Annotated in this window: 20 protein-coding genes and 1 tRNA gene; 10 read left to right on the forward strand and 11 right to left on the reverse strand. The window is 40.4% G+C overall.

All coding sequences use genetic code 11. The features are described 5' to 3' along the window. Positions 1-152: 152 nt before the first annotated feature. The 3 genes from BM008_RS02885 to BM008_RS02895 all read right to left on the reverse strand — a co-directional run bounded on the left by BM008_RS02885 (position 153) and on the right by BM008_RS02895 (position 2,756). Positions 153-761 (reverse strand): hypothetical protein, encoded by a 609-nt coding sequence (locus tag BM008_RS02885; protein WP_091932917.1) that lies wholly within the window; start codon positions 759-761, stop codon positions 153-155. A gap of 184 nt (positions 762-945) precedes the next feature. Then, positions 946-1,578, reverse strand: a complete 633-nt coding sequence (locus tag BM008_RS02890; RefSeq protein ID WP_177187938.1) for a UPF0228 family protein — start codon at positions 1,576-1,578, stop codon at positions 946-948. A gap of 38 nt (positions 1,579-1,616) precedes the next feature. After that, complete coding sequence (locus BM008_RS02895) at positions 1,617-2,756, reverse strand: C39 family peptidase (protein ID WP_091932923.1); 1,140 nt, start codon at positions 2,754-2,756, stop codon at positions 1,617-1,619. A gap of 564 nt (positions 2,757-3,320) precedes the next feature. Between BM008_RS02895 and aspS the strand changes: the two genes are divergently transcribed. Both aspS and rpiA read left to right on the forward strand, forming a co-directional pair. Continuing rightward, entirely contained in the window at positions 3,321-4,652 is a 1,332-nt protein-coding gene (gene aspS / locus BM008_RS02900) for an aspartate--tRNA(Asn) ligase (protein WP_091932926.1), read from the forward strand. 22 nt (positions 4,653-4,674) lie between these two features. Next, positions 4,675-5,367: a ribose-5-phosphate isomerase RpiA gene (gene rpiA / locus BM008_RS02905; RefSeq protein WP_091932929.1), complete on the forward strand. Its 693-nt coding sequence runs from the start codon at positions 4,675-4,677 to the stop codon at positions 5,365-5,367. Between the two features lie 8 nt (positions 5,368-5,375). Here the strand turns inward: rpiA and BM008_RS02910 are convergent, their stop codons facing one another. From BM008_RS02910 to BM008_RS02920, 3 genes are read right to left on the reverse strand one after another with little or no spacing between them, the layout of a single operon-like run. Then, a complete protein-coding gene (locus BM008_RS02910) occupies positions 5,376-6,587 on the reverse strand; it encodes a potassium channel family protein (RefSeq protein WP_091932932.1) in 1,212 nt (403 codons plus the stop codon). A gap of 58 nt (positions 6,588-6,645) precedes the next feature. Next, the gene (locus BM008_RS02915; protein WP_177187939.1) at positions 6,646-7,203 is read right to left on the reverse strand and encodes a magnesium transporter; all 558 of its coding nucleotides are present in this window, start codon (positions 7,201-7,203) and stop codon (positions 6,646-6,648) included. Continuing rightward, on the reverse strand, positions 7,200-7,823 hold the full coding sequence (locus tag BM008_RS02920) for a magnesium transporter (RefSeq protein ID WP_091932936.1): 624 nt from the start codon (positions 7,821-7,823) through the stop codon (positions 7,200-7,202). Before BM008_RS02920 ends, BM008_RS02915 begins: the two co-directional genes overlap by 4 nt. 137 nt (positions 7,824-7,960) lie before the next feature. On the opposite strand from BM008_RS02920, the gene BM008_RS02925 reads away from it, so the two are divergent. The 4 genes from BM008_RS02925 (at position 7,961) to BM008_RS02940 (ending at position 9,720) form a co-directional block, all read left to right on the forward strand. Beyond that, positions 7,961-8,263 carry a Dabb family protein gene (locus BM008_RS02925; protein ID WP_091932939.1) on the forward strand — a complete coding sequence of 101 codons (303 nt, stop codon included), beginning with the start codon at positions 7,961-7,963 and terminating at the stop codon, positions 8,261-8,263. Positions 8,264-8,336: 73 nt separating this feature from the next. Further along, positions 8,337-8,936 carry an NAD(P)H-dependent oxidoreductase gene (locus BM008_RS02930; RefSeq protein WP_091932942.1) on the forward strand — a complete coding sequence of 200 codons (600 nt, stop codon included), beginning with the start codon at positions 8,337-8,339 and terminating at the stop codon, positions 8,934-8,936. A gap of 17 nt (positions 8,937-8,953) precedes the next feature. Further along, positions 8,954-9,448: a pyridoxamine 5'-phosphate oxidase family protein gene (locus BM008_RS02935; RefSeq protein WP_091932945.1), complete on the forward strand. Its 495-nt coding sequence runs from the start codon at positions 8,954-8,956 to the stop codon at positions 9,446-9,448. A gap of 195 nt (positions 9,449-9,643) precedes the next feature. Further along, a tRNA-Val gene (locus BM008_RS02940) sits at positions 9,644-9,720 on the forward strand. Positions 9,721-9,883: 163 nt separating this feature from the next. Here BM008_RS02940 and BM008_RS02945 read toward each other — a convergent pair. Both BM008_RS02945 and BM008_RS02950 read right to left on the reverse strand, forming a co-directional pair. Next, a complete protein-coding gene (locus tag BM008_RS02945) occupies positions 9,884-10,210 on the reverse strand; it encodes an ArsR/SmtB family transcription factor (protein ID WP_091932947.1) in 327 nt (108 codons plus the stop codon). 53 nt (positions 10,211-10,263) lie between these two features. Beyond that, positions 10,264-10,578 carry a DUF6951 family protein gene (locus BM008_RS02950; protein ID WP_091932950.1) on the reverse strand — a complete coding sequence of 105 codons (315 nt, stop codon included), beginning with the start codon at positions 10,576-10,578 and terminating at the stop codon, positions 10,264-10,266. A 171-nt stretch (positions 10,579-10,749) separates the two neighbouring features. Between BM008_RS02950 and BM008_RS02955 the strand changes: the two genes are divergently transcribed. Together BM008_RS02955 and BM008_RS02960 are read left to right on the forward strand one after the other, a co-directional pair. Continuing rightward, positions 10,750-11,934 carry an MFS transporter gene (locus BM008_RS02955; protein WP_218146681.1) on the forward strand — a complete coding sequence of 395 codons (1,185 nt, stop codon included), beginning with the start codon at positions 10,750-10,752 and terminating at the stop codon, positions 11,932-11,934. A gap of 11 nt (positions 11,935-11,945) precedes the next feature. Then, complete coding sequence (locus BM008_RS02960; RefSeq protein ID WP_091932954.1) at positions 11,946-12,806, forward strand: class I SAM-dependent methyltransferase; 861 nt, start codon at positions 11,946-11,948, stop codon at positions 12,804-12,806. A 97-nt stretch (positions 12,807-12,903) separates the two neighbouring features. On the opposite strand, the gene BM008_RS02965 is transcribed toward BM008_RS02960, so the two are convergent. Further along, on the reverse strand, positions 12,904-13,476 hold the full coding sequence (locus BM008_RS02965) for a tetrahydromethanopterin S-methyltransferase subunit A (RefSeq protein ID WP_091932957.1): 573 nt from the start codon (positions 13,474-13,476) through the stop codon (positions 12,904-12,906). A 281-nt stretch (positions 13,477-13,757) separates the two neighbouring features. Further along, entirely contained in the window at positions 13,758-16,766 is a 3,009-nt protein-coding gene (locus BM008_RS02970) for a PAS domain S-box protein (RefSeq protein WP_245747903.1), read from the reverse strand. Positions 16,767-17,191: 425 nt separating this feature from the next. Here BM008_RS02970 and BM008_RS02975 point away from each other — a divergent pair, with 425 nt between their 5' ends. After that, the gene (locus BM008_RS02975) at positions 17,192-18,037 is read left to right on the forward strand and encodes a DMT family transporter (RefSeq protein ID WP_091932962.1); all 846 of its coding nucleotides are present in this window, start codon (positions 17,192-17,194) and stop codon (positions 18,035-18,037) included. Positions 18,038-18,291: 254 nt separating this feature from the next. On the opposite strand, the gene BM008_RS02980 is transcribed toward BM008_RS02975, so the two are convergent. Then, positions 18,292-18,873: a diguanylate cyclase family protein gene (locus BM008_RS02980; protein WP_091932965.1), complete on the reverse strand. Its 582-nt coding sequence runs from the start codon at positions 18,871-18,873 to the stop codon at positions 18,292-18,294. A 206-nt stretch (positions 18,874-19,079) separates the two neighbouring features. On the opposite strand from BM008_RS02980, the gene BM008_RS02985 reads away from it, so the two are divergent. Next, positions 19,080-20,492, forward strand: a complete 1,413-nt coding sequence (locus tag BM008_RS02985) for a PAS domain-containing sensor histidine kinase (RefSeq protein ID WP_091932968.1) — start codon at positions 19,080-19,082, stop codon at positions 20,490-20,492. The last annotated feature ends 2 nt before the right edge of the window (positions 20,493-20,494 follow it).

Here is a 20,494-nt window from a genome sequence, read left to right on the forward strand (position 1 = left end):
GGCATTTAGTAGTTACACATTTTGTATTAATATAAAATATGAATAAGGATATTCAATGACCCATTGAATATCAATTCCTTTCTGCTTTTTAGTATCAATCGAAGCAACTCGGGATATATGTAGTATTCTGTTAACCTTACTTACAATGCGCCCTATTCCTTTTTAATTATTGTATATGCAAGTACAATAATAAGAAGACTGGTTAGAACTCCTGATAAAGGTATACTTTGACTGTTATGGAGACTTGTGCTATTTGTATTATTCATAGAATTGTTTATTCTTGAGATTCCTACTGTCATATTGTTAACATCATATCTATAAACGGGATACTCCACAAAACCTATAATATCTTTTTCTTTTGTTAGTGTAAAAACAACAGGAATATCTTCAACTCCATCTTTCATTGCGTATTTTTCTACGATATCGTAAATCTCTCTAGTATCTTCTTCAGAATAATTTCCTCCCCTGTCATCATATAACTCTATTAGGAAATAACCTCTTGAAGTGTCTGAGCCATATCGGACAATAGACCCATTAGGATAAAAATCAATTTCTTCCCATGAGCTTTCTCTGACGTGTTTCAATTTGTCTGCAAATTCATTTAGCTGGCTTGCATTATCTATAACAGGAACATTTCCATATGCTTTCACAACCGATGCGTCATATATGGGACTTTCAGGATTAGTGCAGTTTTCAATCCCATATTGTGATAAGGTAGTAATTCTTTCAAAAAATTCAGCTTCAGTACCTAGAGATAGCATCAAATGCACTTGCTTGTGTGATTCCTATTAATGCCAATGAAACTATAAGGATAACAACACGTATTTTATTCATGTATTAATACTTCCTTCTCTATTTTAAAAATAAAAAGTAAATTTCTTATAGATATTTATGCAAGAGCTTGTCCTAGTGATGGAAAATAATTAGAGTGAGCAATTCCGCCTTTTATCCCTCCGCCTCATCAAAATACACTACCAACACGTTCTCATTATCTTCCATCTCTTCCTGTATGCGTTTTGCAGTTTCATAGTCGATTCCCTCTCCATCAAAGTAAATGTAACACCAGTAGAATTCAGATAAGTGAAGATTCTGTTCATCCAATATTTCTAAAAAATCATTGTCTTCTGCGAGTGGTATCCATACATGGATTATGGAGTAATTCCCTTTTTCAACATCTTCAGCGGAATCAATCCAATTTTCCGCATTCATCAACTCGGTTTTTACAGCCGATTTTTTGTTGTTTTCTACCATTATGTAGTAACGCTCAGCCAGATGATAGTCAAGGTTGCATATTATTCTGTAACTCTTAATAAGGCTGTAGTTCTCAGGGATTGTAACGGCTTGTGTCTCGTTCATTCCTTCTTTGAATCCAACGTACAGTCCTGCAATTTCTCGACCATCTCCATTAAAAGTCTCAGAGTTGTTCAATTCATCGGGGAAAACAGAATCATTTTCAATTTTTGGATATGTTCCCTGAACTGAATCTGTATTGTTAATTGTAGAATTAATAAATAATACACCTAAAATCAAGAACAACAATGCAAATATAATAAAGTGTACGTGATTTTTTAGCATCATACTCATACCTTCAAAAAAAGATGATTAATATTAATCATCTACAATACATATATGTAATTTGTGTGGACAATATCATCCCATTCTTCCCAGTATGTGCTACCACCATTTGCAGGGTCATTAATGTACAGTGCATTTTGACCAGATACCCCATAGGAATCATAATACCCTCTACAGACACGAGCATGGTCAGTTACTCCACTTTTTAGAGGGTTGGATTGAGATATTTTCGTTTTTGCCTCCGAATAAGTTGGAGTATTGTCCAGATAAGAATTTGGTTTATTTAGTCCGTTCGATGCCTGGTAATAGTTCAATTGTTCAGTATTGGTGCATGCGCCTCCACTTCCGTCATTCATCAGGCCATAAATATAGTTCTGAGTATGTGTTACTCCATAAAATTTAGCAATCATCTGAGCGGATGCAGGAGCACAGTAATAAGACTTTGATTGTGCGTATAATGGCACATTTAGAATTAAGTTGCCTTTAGTAGATGTAATTATTGCTGATTTTTCCCTTAGTTGACTAAGCATTTCGTTGGTGAGTGGTGTGTAGATATCCAACCCGACGTCTTCAGTACTTTTCTCAACAGAACTAACAAAATCTTCACTTTCTGTCCATTTAGCTAAATTCTCGTTTGCCTTCTTATCAGAGATTTTCTCATAAAATGACCATACACCAATTTCGCCGTCATCCGCAGTTTTGTCAGGTATAATTTCAAGAGTATATGCATCTACAAATATCCTTTTTTCTTCTCCTGTCTTTTTATCCCTTATTATTGTCATTGACCCTATGCTAGGATAGCTATATACAACCATTTTAGTAGATAGTATTTCTCCATCACTATATTTATTATTTGCAACCTCTACCGATTTTTGCATTACCATTTTAGGGTCCCATGAACGCATCCCAAATTCAAATGTTTTAACTGAGTAACCAAGAAGCTTGTTTGCGCCGACTTTTATCCGACCTATTACTTTATCTTCTTTTTCTACAGAAAATTCATAATATAATAAATCGCCATTTATGTCGTAAAGTTCAAGTGGACATGGATTAATAGAAGATTCATTCCATGTTTCAAGTCCCGGCATGTTTTTTGTCATCGAATTAACCATATATACATTTGCATGTCTATATGCTTCTTTTATAGTTACTTCATATTTTGTATCTGACTGTGCACCCATTGTTGGCACAGTTGCAAATATAAAGCAACATTGTTGTAAACAGTGCACTGATTATAAGCGCTTTAGTTTTGTTCATCGTTTATTACCTCATATAAAACTCCAGAGGCAAGATTACGTAAACCTTAAACGTCACAAAGTCAATTATAACCCTGCCTTTGGGCATTTCGGGGTTCAAGCCTACTCTGCAAAAATAGATTGGACCCCACCTCACATTATTTCAATGTGACATTGTATAATTCTTTTATTAACTATATATGCATTATGGCCATGAGCTAAAATGAATATATGTTTAATCTATATAGGTAACTATGGTGTGATTTTACTATTTCAAGAAATAATTCCATTCGTGTTTTGTTTTAATATAAGACTAAGGTATGAATTAATACATAGAAAAAGGTTCAACTAAATTTAAGCAAAGTCTTGGATTCATTTAATAGTTAATTGTCTTTACATTTTTAATAGTAAAACATTTTACTAATCACCAATTCGAAAACCTTTATTACGAATAAATTAGGTATTGAAGCAAATCAGTCTATTATATTAATACAATACTCAGGTGAATATATGTCATTAGCAAATCTCAGGACGCATTACACGTCACAGATCAACCCCGAGGAACTGGGTGACCAGAAGGTTACCGTTGCAGGATGGGTTCACGAGGTCCGTGACCTTGGTGGAATTTGTTTTGTTGTGCTCAGGGACCGTGAAGGAAGGGCTCAGATCACACTCGTAAAGAAGAAGACAGACCCGGAACTTCTGGAGCAGGCAAGGAAACTTGTCAGGGAATCCGTGGTTTCAATTACCGGCAGTGTAAAACCTGAAGGTAAGGCTCCAAATGGTTATGAGCTCATCCCTGATGAGATCACAGTCCTTAACGAGGCAGACTCACCACTTCCAATGGACACCACCGGAAAGGTAGAAGCTGAACTTGACACACGTCTTGATTCAAGGTTCATCGACCTCAGACGTGAGAGAACCACATCTATCTTCAGGATAAGACATGAGGTCCTCAAAGCAGTAAGGGGCTACCTTACAGACAACGGTTTCATCGAGACATCAAGTCCAAAGGTCGTAGCAACAGCAACAGAAGGTGGAACATCACTTTTCCCGATCACATACTTCGACAGGGAAGCATTCCTCAACCAGAGTCCTCAGCTCTTCAAGCAGATCCTTATGTCAGGTGGACTTGACAGGGTATTCGAGATCGGTCCTATCTTCAGGGCAGAGGAACACGACACCCGCAGACACCTTAACGAGGCAACATCCATTGATATCGAGGCAAGTTTCTGTGACCACTTCGATGTAATGGAAGTACTTGAGAACATGGTAGCTTACATCTATGAACAGGTAATTGAGAATGCATCAGACTCTCTTGCAGTTCTTGGTGTAGAGTTAAAGGTACCAGCAGTTCCATTCAAGAGAGTAACCTACGATGAGGCTATTGAGATCGTCAACGCGAACACTGACGAGATGCTCAACTGGGGAGATGACCTTGGTACTGCTGCAGAGCACACCATTGGTGAGCATGTCTTCAAGGAAACCGGTGAATCACACTACTTTATCATCGACTGGCCAACCGAGATAAAGCCTTTCTACGCAATGCCTTATGAGGACAATCCGATCCTGTCCAAGGGATTCGACATGATGCACAGGACAATGGAACTTTCATCAGGTGCACAGCGTATACACATCCCTGAGCTCCTTGTCGAGAGGATCGAGTCACAGGGTCTTGACCCAGAAGGATTCGAGTTCTACCTCAAGGCTTTCAGATACGGTATGCCGCCACATTCAGGATGGGGTATCGGTTGCGAGAGACTTGTTATGACAATGCTGGGTGTCGATAACATCCGTGATGTTGTGCTCTTCCCAAGGGACAGGCGCAGACTTTCACCATAATACAAGTACAGGATGGGTCTTTATGAAAGAAAGAAATCCAGCAGGAGAGAGTCCTGAGAAGAAAGCTGCAGGTATCGCTGCAGCAGACCTTGTTCAGGATGGTATGGTAGTTGGTCTTGGTACCGGCTCCACCACAGCTTACACAATAGCAGAGCTCGGAAGACGTGTAGATGAAGGTCTTGACATCATTGCGGTAGTAACATCCTACCAGTCAGAGATGCTTGCTATCCAGGCAGGTATCACCCTTACTTCACTTGCAGAGCATCCAAACCTTGATATTGCCATCGATGGTGCAGACCAGATCGATTCCGGTATGAACGTTATCAAAGGCGGCGGTGCAGCACACACTCGTGAAAAGGTGGTTTCACGCTCCGCTGAGCGCTTTGTTGTTGTGGCTGATGAATCAAAGGTAAGTGACCAGCTCAACCACTATGTGCCTCTGGAAGTACTTCCATATGCAAAGGAGTACGTTTCCCAGCAGATAAAAAGGATCGGTGGTACTCCGGAACTTCGTCTTGCATCAAGGAAGGACGGTCCGGTAATATCCGACAATGGTAACTTCATTATCGATGCAAGTCTTGGTGTAATTGAGAACCCTGTAGTAATTTCTGCTGTTCTCTCACAGATCGCAGGACTTGTGGAACACGGCATCTTTACCAATGCAGACGAGGTCTACATAGGTAAGAAGGACGGTTCCGTAGAAATAATATCCTGATCGAAAGATCAGGAATCATTTTTTCCATCAAGTGGACAGGCACACATCTCGAACAATGCTTCTTCTCCAGTGTGTGATCCTCTGGCTATGAGGATGTCCCCTGCATGTATTATTGTTCTTTTATTTGGTCTGTAGACCCATCTGTCATCTCTCTTGATGGCCATTACGTGAACACCGGTCTCTGTTTCAAGTTTAAGCTGACCGAATGTCTTCTCGATTATTGGTGAACAATCCTGAACTACCAGTTTGGTAATTACCTCGTCGGATTCTCTCACAGCAATTGTGATTATAGGGTGCAGGTCGATGTCCCTGAGAACAGTATCTGCAATTGTGTATGCTGCATCTGAGATGGCTTCTGCAGAGTTTGCAAGCTGAAGAAGTCCACGCAGGATATTAACGTCAGGCACATGCTTTGCAGTCTCAAGTACCCAGTGCTGGAGCTCATGCTTCATGGAGTCCATCTCTACTTCAAGTGCCCTGACCTCGTATGCGATATCCTCATTGTTGAAAAGCAGGGCAGAATATGCAAGTCCTACGGAAAGCTCTCCCATGTTCTTCATCTCGACGATTATATCAACAGCTCTCTCAAGGTCGATAAGGAATCTCTCATGCTGTACTTCCCGGGGAACATATTTGTGATTGGTCACAAGTTCCATGAAAAGGGTAACACCTTCATCATGACCACGTGCAAAGAGTACATCGTCAGGTCTTAAACGGGTCTCATGGCTTGGGTCGTATATCCACTCATCATTTCTGCGGATGGCGATGATCCACATGCCTGCCTCTGTATCGAACTCAATGTCCTCGAGGTTCCTTCCTGCAATTTCCGAGTCCTCACTGATAGTTGCTCTTGTGATGGTCTCATCGGCCTCTCGCATTGCGAGCTTCAATTCCATCGGGATGCCCATGTCCATCAGCACGATCTTGGCAATGTCGCCTGCAGCGTTTGCTATATTCTCTGATGCACGGGCAACCTGAAGCACACCGGACATTTCCTCGGCTTCCTCAACACGTCTTGTGCTGAGCATGGCAGCGATCTTCATGTGGTAGTCAAGTGTATCCATCTTCTCTTCAAGACGGATCACCTCTTCAGCAATATCCTCATCATCATAGACCATAGCCGAATATGCCAGATCTACCATGAGTTCGGATGTATCCTTCATCTCGATCAACAGATCCTTGAGATTTCGTGGAATATATCTTATTTCCTTGGGACTCATAGATTTCTACCGTTCAATGTGTTCTTATTCTGTATTTGGTTTTTAAATATATTATAGTTTAGACTAGGTTCAGGAGATGCATTGTCATGAATATACCACTGACACCGATCAGATCACCGAATGTGGCGATAAGTGGTATCACTGTATCATCCGGGTCCACTCCGAACCTGTGAGATGCAAACGCGATGGCTATGGTTGCCGAAAATACCACCATGAGCTCAAATGAGCCAGCTATCATGCAGAGTGCAAAAAGCTTGAAGAATGGTATTCCCATGTCAAAGATAATTCCGGTTATCCATACCGTTATAGCAACGAACATGCAGGCAGTGAGGCCCACGATAAGGGCTGCATAGACACTGTTACGGACGACCGGGTTCCTGTGAAGGTGGCTACCAAGACCCATATGGAAGGATGAGGAAAGTCTTGCTCCAAGCATGCTTCCCGTATCACCACCGATCTTGATGAGCGCAGGTATAAGTACGAGTATTATGGGCATAGAGACCAGTTTCTCGATCTCTATATTGAGTATCTGGCCAGAGAATATGCCTATTATCGATGTGACAAGGAGTATCGGGAATCCTCTGTTGACTATCCCGCGTACGGTGTAGTAGCTCATATCAGAAGCACCACCTTTGCTGCCAGGAAGAGCATTATCATCGATACGATGTCGCCGATGGTGGCAATGGCAGGTGTAACTACATTATCCGGGTCGAACCCGAAACGGAACATACCAAGTGCCAGAAGTACTGCTACAAATGACAGGATGATCCCTGAGGATACGCCTGCCAGAACTGCTATTAATGTAAGGGTCAATGCACCTGCACTTTGCATACCAAGTGCAATTGTTATGAAATGTCCTGCAATACCAAGTATAAAGGACATGATAAGACTGAGAAGAAGTGAACCTGAAACATTGTTCACAAGCTCTGGATTGCGGTCTATCTTGGTTATAAGACCCATGTGAATGGCACTTCCAAGACGGGAACCCAGTGTACATGATATGTTACCACGCATACCGAGGACGGCTGGTGTTATGACTATAAGTCCTGGTATCAGTTCCAGTTCGTTGCTCATGCCTGAGAGGATAAGTCCTGAGATTACACCTCCAATGGTGGCCATGAGCTCAAATGGCAACGCCTCACGCACTATGGAGCGGACACTTCCGTAATCTCCGATGTATTCCTCGACTACCTCTATCTCGTAGTCCTCGTCTTCATCACTCTGGTCGTAAGCCATTACATTGCCCTATTTCACTTTGTTATTATTTATATATATCAGGCACCAATGGACTTTTTAGCTTTTATTTTCAAGATGTACTATCCTACGGTTAAAGATAAGTTACATGCTCACTATTTGAAATGAGAGGAAAGCCAATGTTAAAACATATAGTGATGTGGAAATTGAAGGATAATGCTGAAGGAAATACCAACATCAAAAATGCTCTTTTTATGAAAGAGATGCTTGAGACCCTCAAGGATGTCATACCTGAGATCGAGATGATCGAAGTGGGGCTTAATGTCAATTCCTCAGCCGCTGCCTATGATGTAGTTCTTTATTCCGAGTTCAAGGATGAGGAAGCGCTCAAGACATACCAGGACCATCCTGAACACCTGAAGGTCGCTGAGTTCGTTGGTAAGATCAACGAGGATAGAGTGGTTGTGGATTATCTGGTCTGATCAGACCGGAATGATTTTTCTTTTTATTTCTTTTTAATTACTATGGGTATTTTATTTTGAAGGGGTATGCTGCGTGAAGGTTTCTGTTATACTGGGACATCCTTATGAAAAGAGCTTCAACCACGCCATTGCAAATGTGGTGATGGAGGCTCTGCTTACCAGTGGCCATGAGGTCCATTTCCATGATCTTCATAAGGAAGGCTTTGATCCGCTTCTTCGGGGCGAGGAGTTAGTGGCCGATCGTTCAGAGGATCCTCTTGTCAGAACTCACTGGGCAGAGATCAGAGAAGCAGATGGAATTATCATCGTCCATCCTAACTGGTGGGGACAGCCACCGGCTATTCTGAAAGGATGGCTGGACCGTGTTCTCAGGGAAGGTGTGGCGTACATGTTCCCGGATGATGATGATGGCTCCGGGCTTCCCATTGGACTTTTGAAGGCAAAGGCTGCAATTGTCCTTAATACCTCCAATACACCAGAGGAAAGAGAGAACAATGTTTTCGGTGACCCGCTTGAGAGGATATGGAAGGATTGTGTATTTGATTTCTGTGGAGTGACCACTTTCCATCGCAGGATGTTCAGGACCATTGCCGGCAGTTCTTCGGAAGAGCGGGAAGAATGGCTGGATGAGGTGAGGGATATTGTCAATGATACTTTCCCACAGCTTTCCTGATAGAAGGGAGATATATTATGAGAAGACCTGAGAAGCAGATACTGGATGAGGATCTAATGAAGACGATCCTCAATGAGGCCGTGATATGCAGGATAGCCATGTGCAAGGACAATGTTCCTTATGTGGTGCCGATGAACTTTGCATACCGTGATAATGCTCTTTATCTTCATGCTGCTCAGAAAGGAAAGAAAATGGATATCCTCAGTGAGAACCCATGTGTCTGTTTTGAGATGGAATATAAGGCCGAGGTTACGCCTGCACCTACAAGTTGTGGCTGGAGTATGAAGTACTACAGTATAATTGGTCGTGGGACAGCTTCTTTTGTAACGGCCGGGGAGGATAAGACCAGAGCCCTCAACCTTCTGATGGAAAAGTATGCCGGAGAAAATGATCTCTGCTACGAGGATGCCATCTTGAACAAGGTTGCGATCATCAGGATAGATATCAGTGAAATGACGGGCAAGTCCTCAGGTTATCCCAAACCTGCCACTTGCGGCACTGATCATGAGTGAATGCATCCCTTCATTTTTAAACTAAGCTATGTGATCACTGTATATTTTGATATTTTTGATGGATTTTCCTTAGATATCTGCAAGTTTGATGCATTTATCCCCTCATCCATCAATAAAGGTTATATACAACTAGTTACATTTAGGGGTTGCTCGTGGGCGAAAGCGCCACCGAACAACTTTATTCGCAAACAATGTGGGCCCGTGGTCTAGCCGGTTATGACATCGCCTTTACACGGCGGGGGTCATGAGTTCGAATCTCATCGGGCCCACCATACTTATCTATTTCTCTTGCAGTTTGTTTTTATAGAGTTACTACTTTTTAATCGTAATCGTTACAATGCACAATATAGCGCATGTACTCGGTTTGAGTGCTATATGAAAAGGCAGAGGATATGAACTTAAGATCATTTATAAATAGGATATCACTCAACATTATTAGAATACATATTTTTTACCCAAATCTGTAAGTCTGTATGTGATCCACGAAGCATCTCTATTTCCTTCTATCAGATTGTTATCAGCAAGCACAGAAAGATGATAAGAAAGTTTTGAGGGAGAGGTTTTAGTTATTTTTTGAATAACGCATACACAAAGTGGTTGTATCGAAAGAAGGTTCAATATTTTTAGTCGGAGAGAAGAGGATAATGCAACATATATCTGGCTTTGTCTGCTGATCTGACTTTCATCAGGCAGTTTTTCAATTATTTTATCTATACCTCCTATCATTTCTATTTCTTTGGATACATGTTCTGGCATTTTCATGTACAGCTACCTCCCCAAACTCATTTTGAGCTTTTCTATGCTTAAAAAATAGTTCATTTGAATTCAATACTGATACTACCTGACTTCTTGGCCAGGGACTCAGATAGCATTCCCATTTCAAATCTGCATACGTGTAATATGCCACAGGGTACAAGACAGTTAGCTGAACAATTTACTTCCTGAGCCTTTGCTATGACATAATTGTCCTTGATGTCAAGCGTCTGGTCCATGGGTATTTCCATATGTGATATTTTCTTGATCTTCTCGCAATCTGTTTCGATGTCGATGATAATGTCTTTTCCTTTTACTTCCCCACTTACCGTATGCACAAATCCGCAAATGTTCGAATTGATCGTAACTTCACTCATGTAATTTGCCTCCAGTTTTGCTAATAAATACTACTTGATTCTGATATATATAGGTATTTCAATCATATTTGAAATACCAATCTATAAATAGTATTTCAACATTATTTGAAACTATTCTAAAATCACCAAATATAAACAAGTAAGCAAGATCGTGAAAAGGGCAGGCGAAAAATGATGGATGAAAAAAATAAAATAATTTTAATTTTGGGGATAATGGCGTTTCTTGCAAATGGAGATAATTATGCCGCTGCACCATTATTGATAAACATATCAAAAGATCTGAACATAACAATAAGTGCTGCTGCTTTATCTGTTACAGCTTATATGCTTTCATTTGGACTATTCACTCTATTGTTTGGTCCACTCTCAGACAGGTTTGGAAAAGCAAAGATAATCAATATAGCTGCAATTGGAACTGCAATATTTAGCATACTCGGAGGATTTGCTTTTAATCTTCCATCTCTAATTTTTTTCAGGGCAGTAAACGGAGCTTTTGGGGCAGGAATTTTACCTGTAACGCTGGCACTGGTCGGACAGTCATTTGATAATAAAAACAGGCATAAAGCTCTTGGAAAAGTAATGGGGCTTATGTTCTTTGGTGGCGCCGCTGCAACAGCGATAGGCGGAGCATTAGCATATCTTGGCTCATGGAGATTAGTGTATATCACATACGGAGTCGCAGAATTAATAATGGCATTAATTATGCTAAGAGTTCTTGAAAAAGATGAAGGCATCGTAGACAAATTCGATCTTATCAGTGCTTACAAAACACCTCTAACAAACTATAGGTTTATGAGATTAGTACTGGTAATGTTTTTCGTCGGATTCTCAGTATTTGGAAGTTTTACATATTCAGGAAAACTGCTCCAGTCAGTAACAGGATATAACATATTACAAGTGGGAATGATATTATCATTATTTGGTGTTGGAACTGTGATTGGTGGCAGGATTGCGCCAAAGGTTAGATCAATGCTAAATCATGCTTATCTTGTAAGTGCAGGCATCATTGGATTCATATCCTTATTTGCAATGTCAGCATATACCAACATTTGGATCTTAGGTATCGGATTAATTGGTTTTGGAATGGCTTTCATTTTCATGCAATCAACACTAGTAGCCACAGCTCAGGAAAAATTACACATGATGCGAGGCACTGCTATGTCATTGGCTTCATTTAACATGTTTGTGGGTGGTGCATCAGGAACAATATTTAATGGATATATAATGAGTCATTACGGTGTTTCACAAATATTTTATGATGCAGGATATGTCATATTGATCGCCGGACTAATTTCCACAGTATTTATTGCAAGATTTGAAATGAGAAAAAAACTAGGCTACTATAACAATGCTTAAAGGTGGATCAAATGGAAATCATAGGAAAAGTTCATAACCATACTTCAGAAGATAACTTGAAGATGTTGCCTTTATGGAGACAGGCAATAAGTGGTATTGAGATCACAGGTACAGAAGATGAGATTTTCACAGAGGAACACTCGCATTATATAGTAATACATGACCCGCTTAAAATACAGTTTCCACAAAGCAAAGAAGAACTAAACAAAAGGTTCTGTGCAGGTATGGGAGCTTCTGTTGTGAGTTACATCCAAAAGGAAGGGAATATGCATTATATAAGGGGTCTGATGGCTGAAAATGGTGCCAGCATCTATCATATTTTACCATACACATATTTTGATCAGATCCAGGAAGCACAGTTCCCTCAAGGTTATATGGAACCAAGGAAAATGAAGTCATTCAGTGATGTTCTTTCACTAATGGATGGAAAGAATATACTTGACGTTGGCTGTGGTCTGGGAACTCTTGCAATAATGATAGCACAAGCAAAGCCAGATGCCTTAGTATATGGGATAGACGTGCTTGATAGTGCCATAGATCAATGCAAATTCAATGCAAAAATTGAAGGCGTAACTAATACAAAATTTGTTGTAGCCAACACGTACGAGCTACCTTTTGAAGAAGGGTACTTTGATACAGTAGCCTGCTTCTTTATGCTGCATCACCTTGATGACATACCAGGAGCATTGATAGATATCAAAAGAGTTCTAAAGCCATCTGGTGAAGTAGTTGCAGTAGAGCCCATCGATCACTACCATGATGTACAAAGGTATCCTGAAGACTGGAAAGCACTTTTCCTGGAAGCAGGCTATAAGGTAGATGTCTGGGAGAAAGACAATATCTCATACATCCGTGCAGGTCACAAGCAATAAAAAATAGATTCTTGCTCTGTAGAGCCTGTTTTCTATTTCATTTCAGTCTGATATATGTACATATCTGAACTACGCAGCTATCCTTAATGATCAGATCCTATTTCTTTATTTTAGACATGGTATTTTGCTGAACTATATTTTCATACTTTTTCCAGCTATTTTCATCGATCACCGGCATTATATGGTTTGCTGCTTCTTTTCGTTCTTTATGGCTGCAGGAATCTATTTTGTTCTGGATCGTTCCATGGTCTGTGGTATCTATAAGATCTATAACCTCGATCTCTCGAAGAAAGCGGTTTATCGCAGTCATAGATATCTCATCCAGATAAGGGATCACTCCCATTGATCCTATTATCTTTTTATAGCCGCCCATGGTCGAAACCCCGTTCTCTACAAGTGTTAGAATAGATTGACCCGCAAAATGCTTGCTTTCTTTACCACAAAGTATCAGGCAACTGATATTGGGATTTGAAAGTACATTAACGATAACTTTCTGTATCCCGAAATTCTCTGTAAAACATGTACCACATATTGCATAGTTCTGTAGACCAAGTGTCTGGTGATCAGAGGATAGTGTCACAACAGCAACGGAAGATCCCGGGTCACCTATAACGTAATCTCCATCTGTTAAAGGCCAGCTATTCATTTCAGAGGACTCTGTTCTTGTCATTGGAATTCACCTTAATTGCAAATTCAATTATCGTTGTTTTGATCTCACTCTGGCAGATACTTTCCTTATCTTATGATATTGCATGTCGGTCAGAACGATTCTCTGATCACGGTCTATTAAGCTGTTCTCTGTTATGCAGATACAAAGAAGCTGGATCGGGAACTGATCAAGTAGATCTCCAATACTATCAAATATTATTATTTTCTACTATTTAAGTATTTCAATTTTTATTGAAAAAGAGTATATTAGAGTTCTTAAGATGATCCTATCACTTAATATCACTACTTTCTAACCGGTATCGTAAAAGTGAAGGTACTTCCTTTCCCTACTTCACTTTCAACATCGATCTCACCGGAATGCATTTCTACATAGTACTTAACGATCGCAAGTCCAAGTCCGGTTCCGCCGTGATCCCGGGTTGTGAACGAACTGACCTGTTTGAACGGGTCGAATATAGCTTTCTGTTGTTCCATGGGAATACCGATGCCAGTATCGGATACAGATGTACGCAGGTCTCCATCTGTTATTCTGGAATTGAACCATACTTTACCATTTTCAGGTGTGAACTTGATAGCATTACTGAGAAGATTATAAATGATCTGTCTGATCTTCATCTTATCCGCTATGATCTCAGGATCGCTCAAATTGATATTGACCTCAAGTCCGATCCGCTTCTCTTTGATAAGAGGGTCCATCAGTGATATGATCTCATTCATCACTTCCTGTATGTCTATCAACTCCGGTTCATATTCCATATTGCCGGATTCTATCTTTGAGATATCGAGTATATCGTTGATAAGCTCAAGCAGGTGATTTCCGCTCTTCAGTATATTCGAGATGTGTTTCATCTGCTTATTATTCAGGTTCCCATATGTTTTTTCCATAAGGATCTGGGAAAAACCAATGACCGAATTTAGCGGAGTGCGTAGTTCGTGGCTCATATTTGCAATGAACTCCGACTTGATCTGATTTGATTCCTCGGCCAGGGCCTTGGCCCGAAGAAGTGTCAACTCGGCATGTTTTCTTTCAGTGATATCTCTGCACACAGAGAACACCAGCATTTTCCCATGTATAACTCCCCTGCTGGAACTGATCTCAACATCAATTAAAGTCCCGTCCTTCTGCCTGATCTTTGTTTCCACAAAACCGTCTTTATCGTCATAATCTCTGATCAGGCGAAGAAGCTCTTCACGCGTCCATTTCGCATCCCATTCCCATATATGCATCCCCGGAACTTCATCAGGCGGATATCCTACCATAGCAGCATACTTCTTATTCGCTTCCAGTACTTTTCCATCCATATCATGGATCACTATTCCATCACTGGAATTCTCAATAAGGAGACGCCTGCTCATCATCTCTTCTGCGATCCGTTCCTCAGCTATCTTCCTTTCTGTGATATCCTGGATCGTCCCGATGACCACATTCCTTTCAGCAAAATATTCTGCAACGGAATGGATGTAGCGGATCTCACCGTCATCAGGTCTTTTGATCTTGAATTCAACTTTGTAGGGTATATTCTTTTGAAGAAGGTCTGCCATTGCATTTTTCAGCATTTCCCTATACTCAGGCAGTGGTATATTTTGTATAGTGTCTACCGTGTGTTCATTATCTTCAATTCCGTAGATCCTTCTTGCTTCCTCTGATGCATCGACCTTACGGGAATTGAAGTCAAATTCCCAGCTTCCTACACTTCCTACACTTTGTGCTGTGCGAAGTTGCATCTCTTTCCTCAGTAATTCCACAACAGACATCTTGCGCTCTGTGATATCTGTTAAGAACAGAGTAAGCCCGATCACCTTTCCATCTTCATCTTTAAGAGGACTATATACGTTCTCATACCAGTGTCTTTCTGAAAAAGAATCTCCGTACTCTTCAATAATAGTGAAAGCTTCACCTGCAAGTACCCTGTCAAAATTCCCTTTAGCTTTTTCTACATCTTCAGGGTCTTTTATCTGGTCAAGCATATTTGTGCCGATATCTATTCTGGCTCCCCATAATTTTTCCATCGTTCTCTGATGGTTCATATTGTAAGCAATATACCGGTAATTCCTGTCAAGAGCGAATATGATCACATCTTTAGGACTTTCAATAACTTCCTGCAATAGCTTGTATGCCTGTCTGTATTTCTCTTCTGCCTGTTTCAGTGTTCCTTCTGATCTTTTCTGCTCAGTGATATCAGTGTGAGAACCTGACAGTCTGTAAGGGGCACCATTCTCATCTCTCTGGGCTGTACCTCTGGCAAGTATCCATACATAATTCCCATCTTTATGTTTCAAACGGAATTCTATTTTGTATTCAGGTAGCTCCCCTTTCAGGTATTTCTCAAGCTGATCTATAACTCTTTTTTTATCATCTGGATGGAGTCTCTCCTCAAAGGTAGAGAAAGAGTTCTGAAGCTCGTGATCAGCAAAGCCTATTATTTCCTTCCATCTGGAAGACAGGAATACTTCATTAGTTATCAGGTCCCAGTCCCATATCCCATCCTGGGATCCGCTGACAGCCATAATGAAACGCTCATGACTTTTTTCCAGTTCCTTTGTCTTTTCCTGCAGAGAATGTTCAGCTTCCTTTCTTCCGGTTATATTGACCGATGCTGACATGACCCTTTGTATGCCATTGATCATAACAGGACTCAGCCGGACATATAACCACATACGTTGTCCGTTTGCCATCTTGTGGATCCATTCGAATTCCTGTGGGCCTTCATTCACTGCTTTGTCTATCCATTCCTGTGCTTCAGCAATAGAATATGGTGGATCAGACCAGATATTGTTTGCCTGTAACTCTTCCAGTGAGGAAAAGCCAAAAGAAGTATAAGCTGCGGGATTAGCATCAATGATCTCACCAGTATCCTTGTCGTGGATCATGGTGGATATCGGTATCTCATTGAAAAGCTTTCTATACTGCTCGTTCCATTTCTCCATTTCTTTTTCAGCTATTCTTATTCCACTGAGTTCATGAACAATGGCACAAAGCAAGGTAGTCTTTTCTGAAATGACAGGGATAATACTGAGCTCTACATCATGTATCTCATTGTTAGCAAGTTTGTGTCTGGAAATGAATTTGTCCCTGATCCCACTCTCTGCTTCCTCTATCTGTAATTTTGTTCCTTTTTCAGATAGTGTGCTGATATGGGATAGCTTCCTGCCAGTAAACTCTTCAGCACTTGATCCATAGAAGTTACAAGCAGCATTGTTTGCTTCAATGATATCCAGGCTGTCCGGGTCTATCAGGAGTATGACCAGATGCTCATTGTTGAAAAGTACCCGATATCCGGCTTCATCCATTCCCACAATATATTCTCCATCTAAGTATTTTCAATGAGTTCCTTTTTTATAAAAGGATATACAGATCTTGAGCTACACTATAATAAGTACTGTTTAATTGTTACATGTATATAAGTCTACTATTATATACTATATACGTCATAAAATTCTCAGATATATTTCCTTATCAGAAGAATAAATGCAAAGAGATCACTGGTAGCTCAAATGAAATATCTTCATTTCATTCTTTTTGCCTGATCAGTGAGATCGGTAATGATCTCAGAATTTGTCTGCAGATCAAAAATTAACTATATCTATAAGTTCACAGGTCATACAGGAAGACTATATGCAGTATCAGCACATTAGATCTTTTAGTATATCCATGAAAGCTGATACTGACCAGCATATCCAAAAGTAGATGATCTTGATGATCAGCAGGACATAATATGATACCAATCGAAACACTTGCTATTCTTTTTGGTATAAGCTCCGCATTATCATGGGGTGCAGGGGACTTTGCCGGAGGGTATGCATCCAGACGGACCGGTGCTTATATCGTGGTCCTGGTGACACAGATCACAGGTCTGATCATATTCCCTTTACTTGCACTTGTATTCTCCGAGAGCCTGCCACCGATGGTCGATCTTATGTGGGGTGCTCTTGCAGGTTTCTTTGGGGCTGCAGGCCTGATAGCACTATACCAGGGTATGTCCAGAGGGATGATCAGTATAACTGCCACTCTGGCTGCAGTGATAGGTGTGATCATACCTGTTATGTATTCAGCATTGAATGAAGGGATACCGTCACTGTTCAAGATACTGGGCTTTATCTTTGCGCTTGTTGGTATATGGTCGATAGTTCGCAGGAACACCGGATCAGGTCTTAAGGCAAAGGATCTGGAATATCCGTTGCTGGCAGGAATGTTATATGGTCTGTTCTTTATATCCATTGATAACTTCAGCTCAAATGCTATATACTGGCCGCTAACGGTTTCAAGGATCCCTGCGATGATCCTGCTTACGGGATTCATTATGTCCAAAAAGAAGATTAGCAGACCTGGCACTGGTTCTATTGCACTGGCGATCCTTGCTGGAATATTCAATACCGGAGGTGCTGTTCTGTTCGCTCTGGCATCCGGGGCCGGAAGACTGGACATTGCCACGATACTTTCATCACTGAGCCCTGTAGTAACGGTATTGCTGGCATGTATTTTGTTAAAGGAGCAGCTAGCTATACGTCAATGGGCAGGAGTGATGGCTTCTATGATAGCTATAGTTCTGATATCGGTTTGATATCAAGCAAGTGCAACACAAGAATTAAATGATCTTGATGTTTCATCTTTAAAAGATAAGCAAAGGGTTTTGCCCTTTACTTTAGCATTATTTTTCTGCCTGAACAAGAGTGCCAATCCGATAATAGCTATCGTCGGGATAACAATTGTCGAGAGCTCCGGGACCGTATCAACTATTCTATATGGTGGCTATAAGGATACGTATTATGATAATTTTAAATATTGATCTCTTTTTTATATGTATCTGGATCTTTGTCAGAACCAATAACCCTTAACGTATGATTCCGTCTGCTGGATATAAGGAGTTACATATCGGAGTAACAATGGAACGATAAGCAATGAGGTTATAAAATTACCAACGAACCATCCTTGAAATGTAATACTGAATGTATCCCATTCAGCTACCCCGGTAAGTATCAGCATCAATGCGCCCCAGGTAGCACCTGTCAGATTGTTGATAAGAACGGCAAAGAGGATGAATATTGTAATATCTTTTTTTGTTCGCAATCTGATGTTGACATTGAAATAGGAAAAAGCAGCCAGTGGTATGAGCACCTGCCACAGGTCTGCAAGCGACCATATGACATTCAGGGAAAAAGGCATATCTGCAAGTATACCTGCTCCGATCATACATCCAAAGTATGCCGATAAGGCACCCCATATTCCGTACCATAGAGTGAACACTATCATAAATGCCACTGCAAAGTACATGCCAGAGACTCCAGGTGCCAATGACACTGGAGAATTTATCACTGCAAATCTTGACAGAAGTGAGTTCAGCAGTATGAGGAATAAAAATATGTTCATATATGCAGAATAGGACTCTAGATCAGGCATTATATCCTCTATTGTTCTTTCGTTTCGTGAATAAGATAGATAGATATCTCTTCATTTCTTGCTTATAGGTATGTAAGTATGAAGGATATATCATTTATTTTATATAATATAGTCGTTATTATTAATTAACTTATAATACTGATTGTGGTCAAATTATTATTGATCGATCTGCAAGTACTATATCATTCCTGACCAGGGTATATAATATGAAAAGTGATGCTGATGACATGGATCCTCTTATGATAAGAGGCTGGTTCAAAAAACCTTATTCAGTAACGATCACTACTATTTTTATATTTTTTGCAGTACTTTATAATGCCTGGTCATATGTTGGGAAATGGCTTGATAGTATTCTCATTAATGGTCTTGTTTTAGGCGATGTGACATTCATTAAGACACTTACATTTGTTCTGATACTTTTGATGGCCAATATCATCTATATGGTACTCAACAAACAAGTTGCTCTCTTAAGGACAGTGGAAGAACAGGAAAAACAGCTCATAATGTATGAGATGAAGTTCCAGAATTTTATTGATACTGTTCCAGATGTTGCTGTCCAGGGTTTTGACCTGGACGGTAGTGTGCATTACTGGAATCTTGCCAGTGAGAAGATGTATGGCTATAAAAAAGACGAGGTCATGGGACAAAAGATGTTCGATCTTATAGTTCCAGAGGAAAGCAGAGATAATTTTGAGAACATTCTCTCTTCAATGCAGAATAACAGGGAATATAAACAGGCATCTGAGTCTATTTTCTTAGCAAAGGATGGTAGAAAGCTGCCGGTATTCTCCAGCTACTCAACAGTTCCTGCTTCAGATGACTTGCTTGAGATATTTTCCATGGAGATAGATCTGACCGAAAGGAAGCAAATGGAACATGATCTGAATGAAGCTAAAATAATAGCAGAGGCTTCCAGTAATGCTAAAAGCAAATTCCTGGCGAGCATGAGCCATGAACTCAGAACACCACTTAATTCTATAATCGGATTCTCTGATATCCTTGCAAATGACCATTCCGGTTGTCTTAGTGATGATCACAAGAGATATGCAAATAACATATCAACAAGCGGACAACATTTGCTTGGTATCATAAACGATATACTTGATATATCAAAAGCAGAGGCCGGAAAGATGGAGCTTCAATATGAACCTATTCTGCTTCCCTCGGTCATCAATGAGGTGGTGGAAGCTATGCGTCCATCAACATCTGTAAGAAATATATCGATAAATACCATTATTACGCCAAATGTTGGTATAGTGAAGGGCGATCTGGGCAAACTTAAACAGATACTTTATAATCTTGTTGGAAATGCAGCTAAATTCTCCAATGATGACGGGACCATCATTGTCAGATGCGATATGGATGACAAAATAGTTCAGCTTGAAGTTGAAGACGATGGTATCGGAATAAAAGAGGAGGATATTGGAAACCTGTTCAAACCATTTTCTCAGGTTGGTGAACTTTCTACGAAAAAACATAAAGGCACAGGTTTGGGCCTGTCCCTTGTCAGGGAACTGGTGGAACTTCACAAAGGTGAGGTCTGGGTTAAAAGTGAGTATGGTAAGTACAGTATATTTGGTTTCAATATTCCCGTTGATAATTCTTTAGAACAGGAATAAAG

The organism is Methanolobus profundi, assembly GCF_900114835.1.
GTDB classification, from domain to species: Archaea; Halobacteriota; Methanosarcinia; order Methanosarcinales; family Methanosarcinaceae; genus Methanolobus; species Methanolobus profundi.

Excerpts from the sequence above, each read along its gene's own strand:
- BM008_RS02975 (WP_091932962.1), top strand. The coding sequence starts at position 17,192 with ATGATACCAATCGAAACACTTGCTATTCTTTTTGGTATAAGCTCCGCA.
- BM008_RS02945 (WP_091932947.1), bottom strand. The coding sequence starts at position 10,210 with ATGAAAATGCCAGAACATGTATCCAAAGAAATAGAAATGATAGGAGGT.
- BM008_RS02965 (WP_091932957.1), bottom strand. The coding sequence starts at position 13,476 with ATGACAAGAACAGAGTCCTCTGAAATGAATAGCTGGCCTTTAACAGAT.
- BM008_RS02920 (WP_091932936.1), bottom strand. The coding sequence starts at position 7,823 with ATGGCTTACGACCAGAGTGATGAAGACGAGGACTACGAGATAGAGGTA.
- BM008_RS02890 (WP_177187938.1), bottom strand. The coding sequence starts at position 1,578 with ATGATGCTAAAAAATCACGTACACTTTATTATATTTGCATTGTTGTTC.
- BM008_RS02895 (WP_091932923.1), bottom strand. The coding sequence starts at position 2,756 with ATGGGTGCACAGTCAGATACAAAATATGAAGTAACTATAAAAGAAGCA.
- BM008_RS02950 (WP_091932950.1), bottom strand. The coding sequence starts at position 10,578 with ATGAGTGAAGTTACGATCAATTCGAACATTTGCGGATTTGTGCATACG.
- BM008_RS02885 (WP_091932917.1), bottom strand. The coding sequence starts at position 761 with ATGCTATCTCTAGGTACTGAAGCTGAATTTTTTGAAAGAATTACTACC.
- BM008_RS02915 (WP_177187939.1), bottom strand. The coding sequence starts at position 7,203 with ATGAGCTACTACACCGTACGCGGGATAGTCAACAGAGGATTCCCGATA.
- aspS (WP_091932926.1), top strand. The coding sequence starts at position 3,321 with ATGTCATTAGCAAATCTCAGGACGCATTACACGTCACAGATCAACCCC.
- BM008_RS02955 (WP_218146681.1), top strand. The coding sequence starts at position 10,750 with ATGATGGATGAAAAAAATAAAATAATTTTAATTTTGGGGATAATGGCG.
- BM008_RS02960 (WP_091932954.1), top strand. The coding sequence starts at position 11,946 with ATGGAAATCATAGGAAAAGTTCATAACCATACTTCAGAAGATAACTTG.
- BM008_RS02970 (WP_245747903.1), bottom strand. The coding sequence starts at position 16,766 with ATGGATGAAGCCGGATATCGGGTACTTTTCAACAATGAGCATCTGGTC.
- BM008_RS02980 (WP_091932965.1), bottom strand. The coding sequence starts at position 18,873 with ATGCCTGATCTAGAGTCCTATTCTGCATATATGAACATATTTTTATTC.
- BM008_RS02935 (WP_091932945.1), top strand. The coding sequence starts at position 8,954 with ATGAGAAGACCTGAGAAGCAGATACTGGATGAGGATCTAATGAAGACG.
- rpiA (WP_091932929.1), top strand. The coding sequence starts at position 4,675 with ATGAAAGAAAGAAATCCAGCAGGAGAGAGTCCTGAGAAGAAAGCTGCA.
- BM008_RS02925 (WP_091932939.1), top strand. The coding sequence starts at position 7,961 with ATGTTAAAACATATAGTGATGTGGAAATTGAAGGATAATGCTGAAGGA.
- BM008_RS02910 (WP_091932932.1), bottom strand. The coding sequence starts at position 6,587 with ATGAGTCCCAAGGAAATAAGATATATTCCACGAAATCTCAAGGATCTG.
- BM008_RS02985 (WP_091932968.1), top strand. The coding sequence starts at position 19,080 with ATGAAAAGTGATGCTGATGACATGGATCCTCTTATGATAAGAGGCTGG.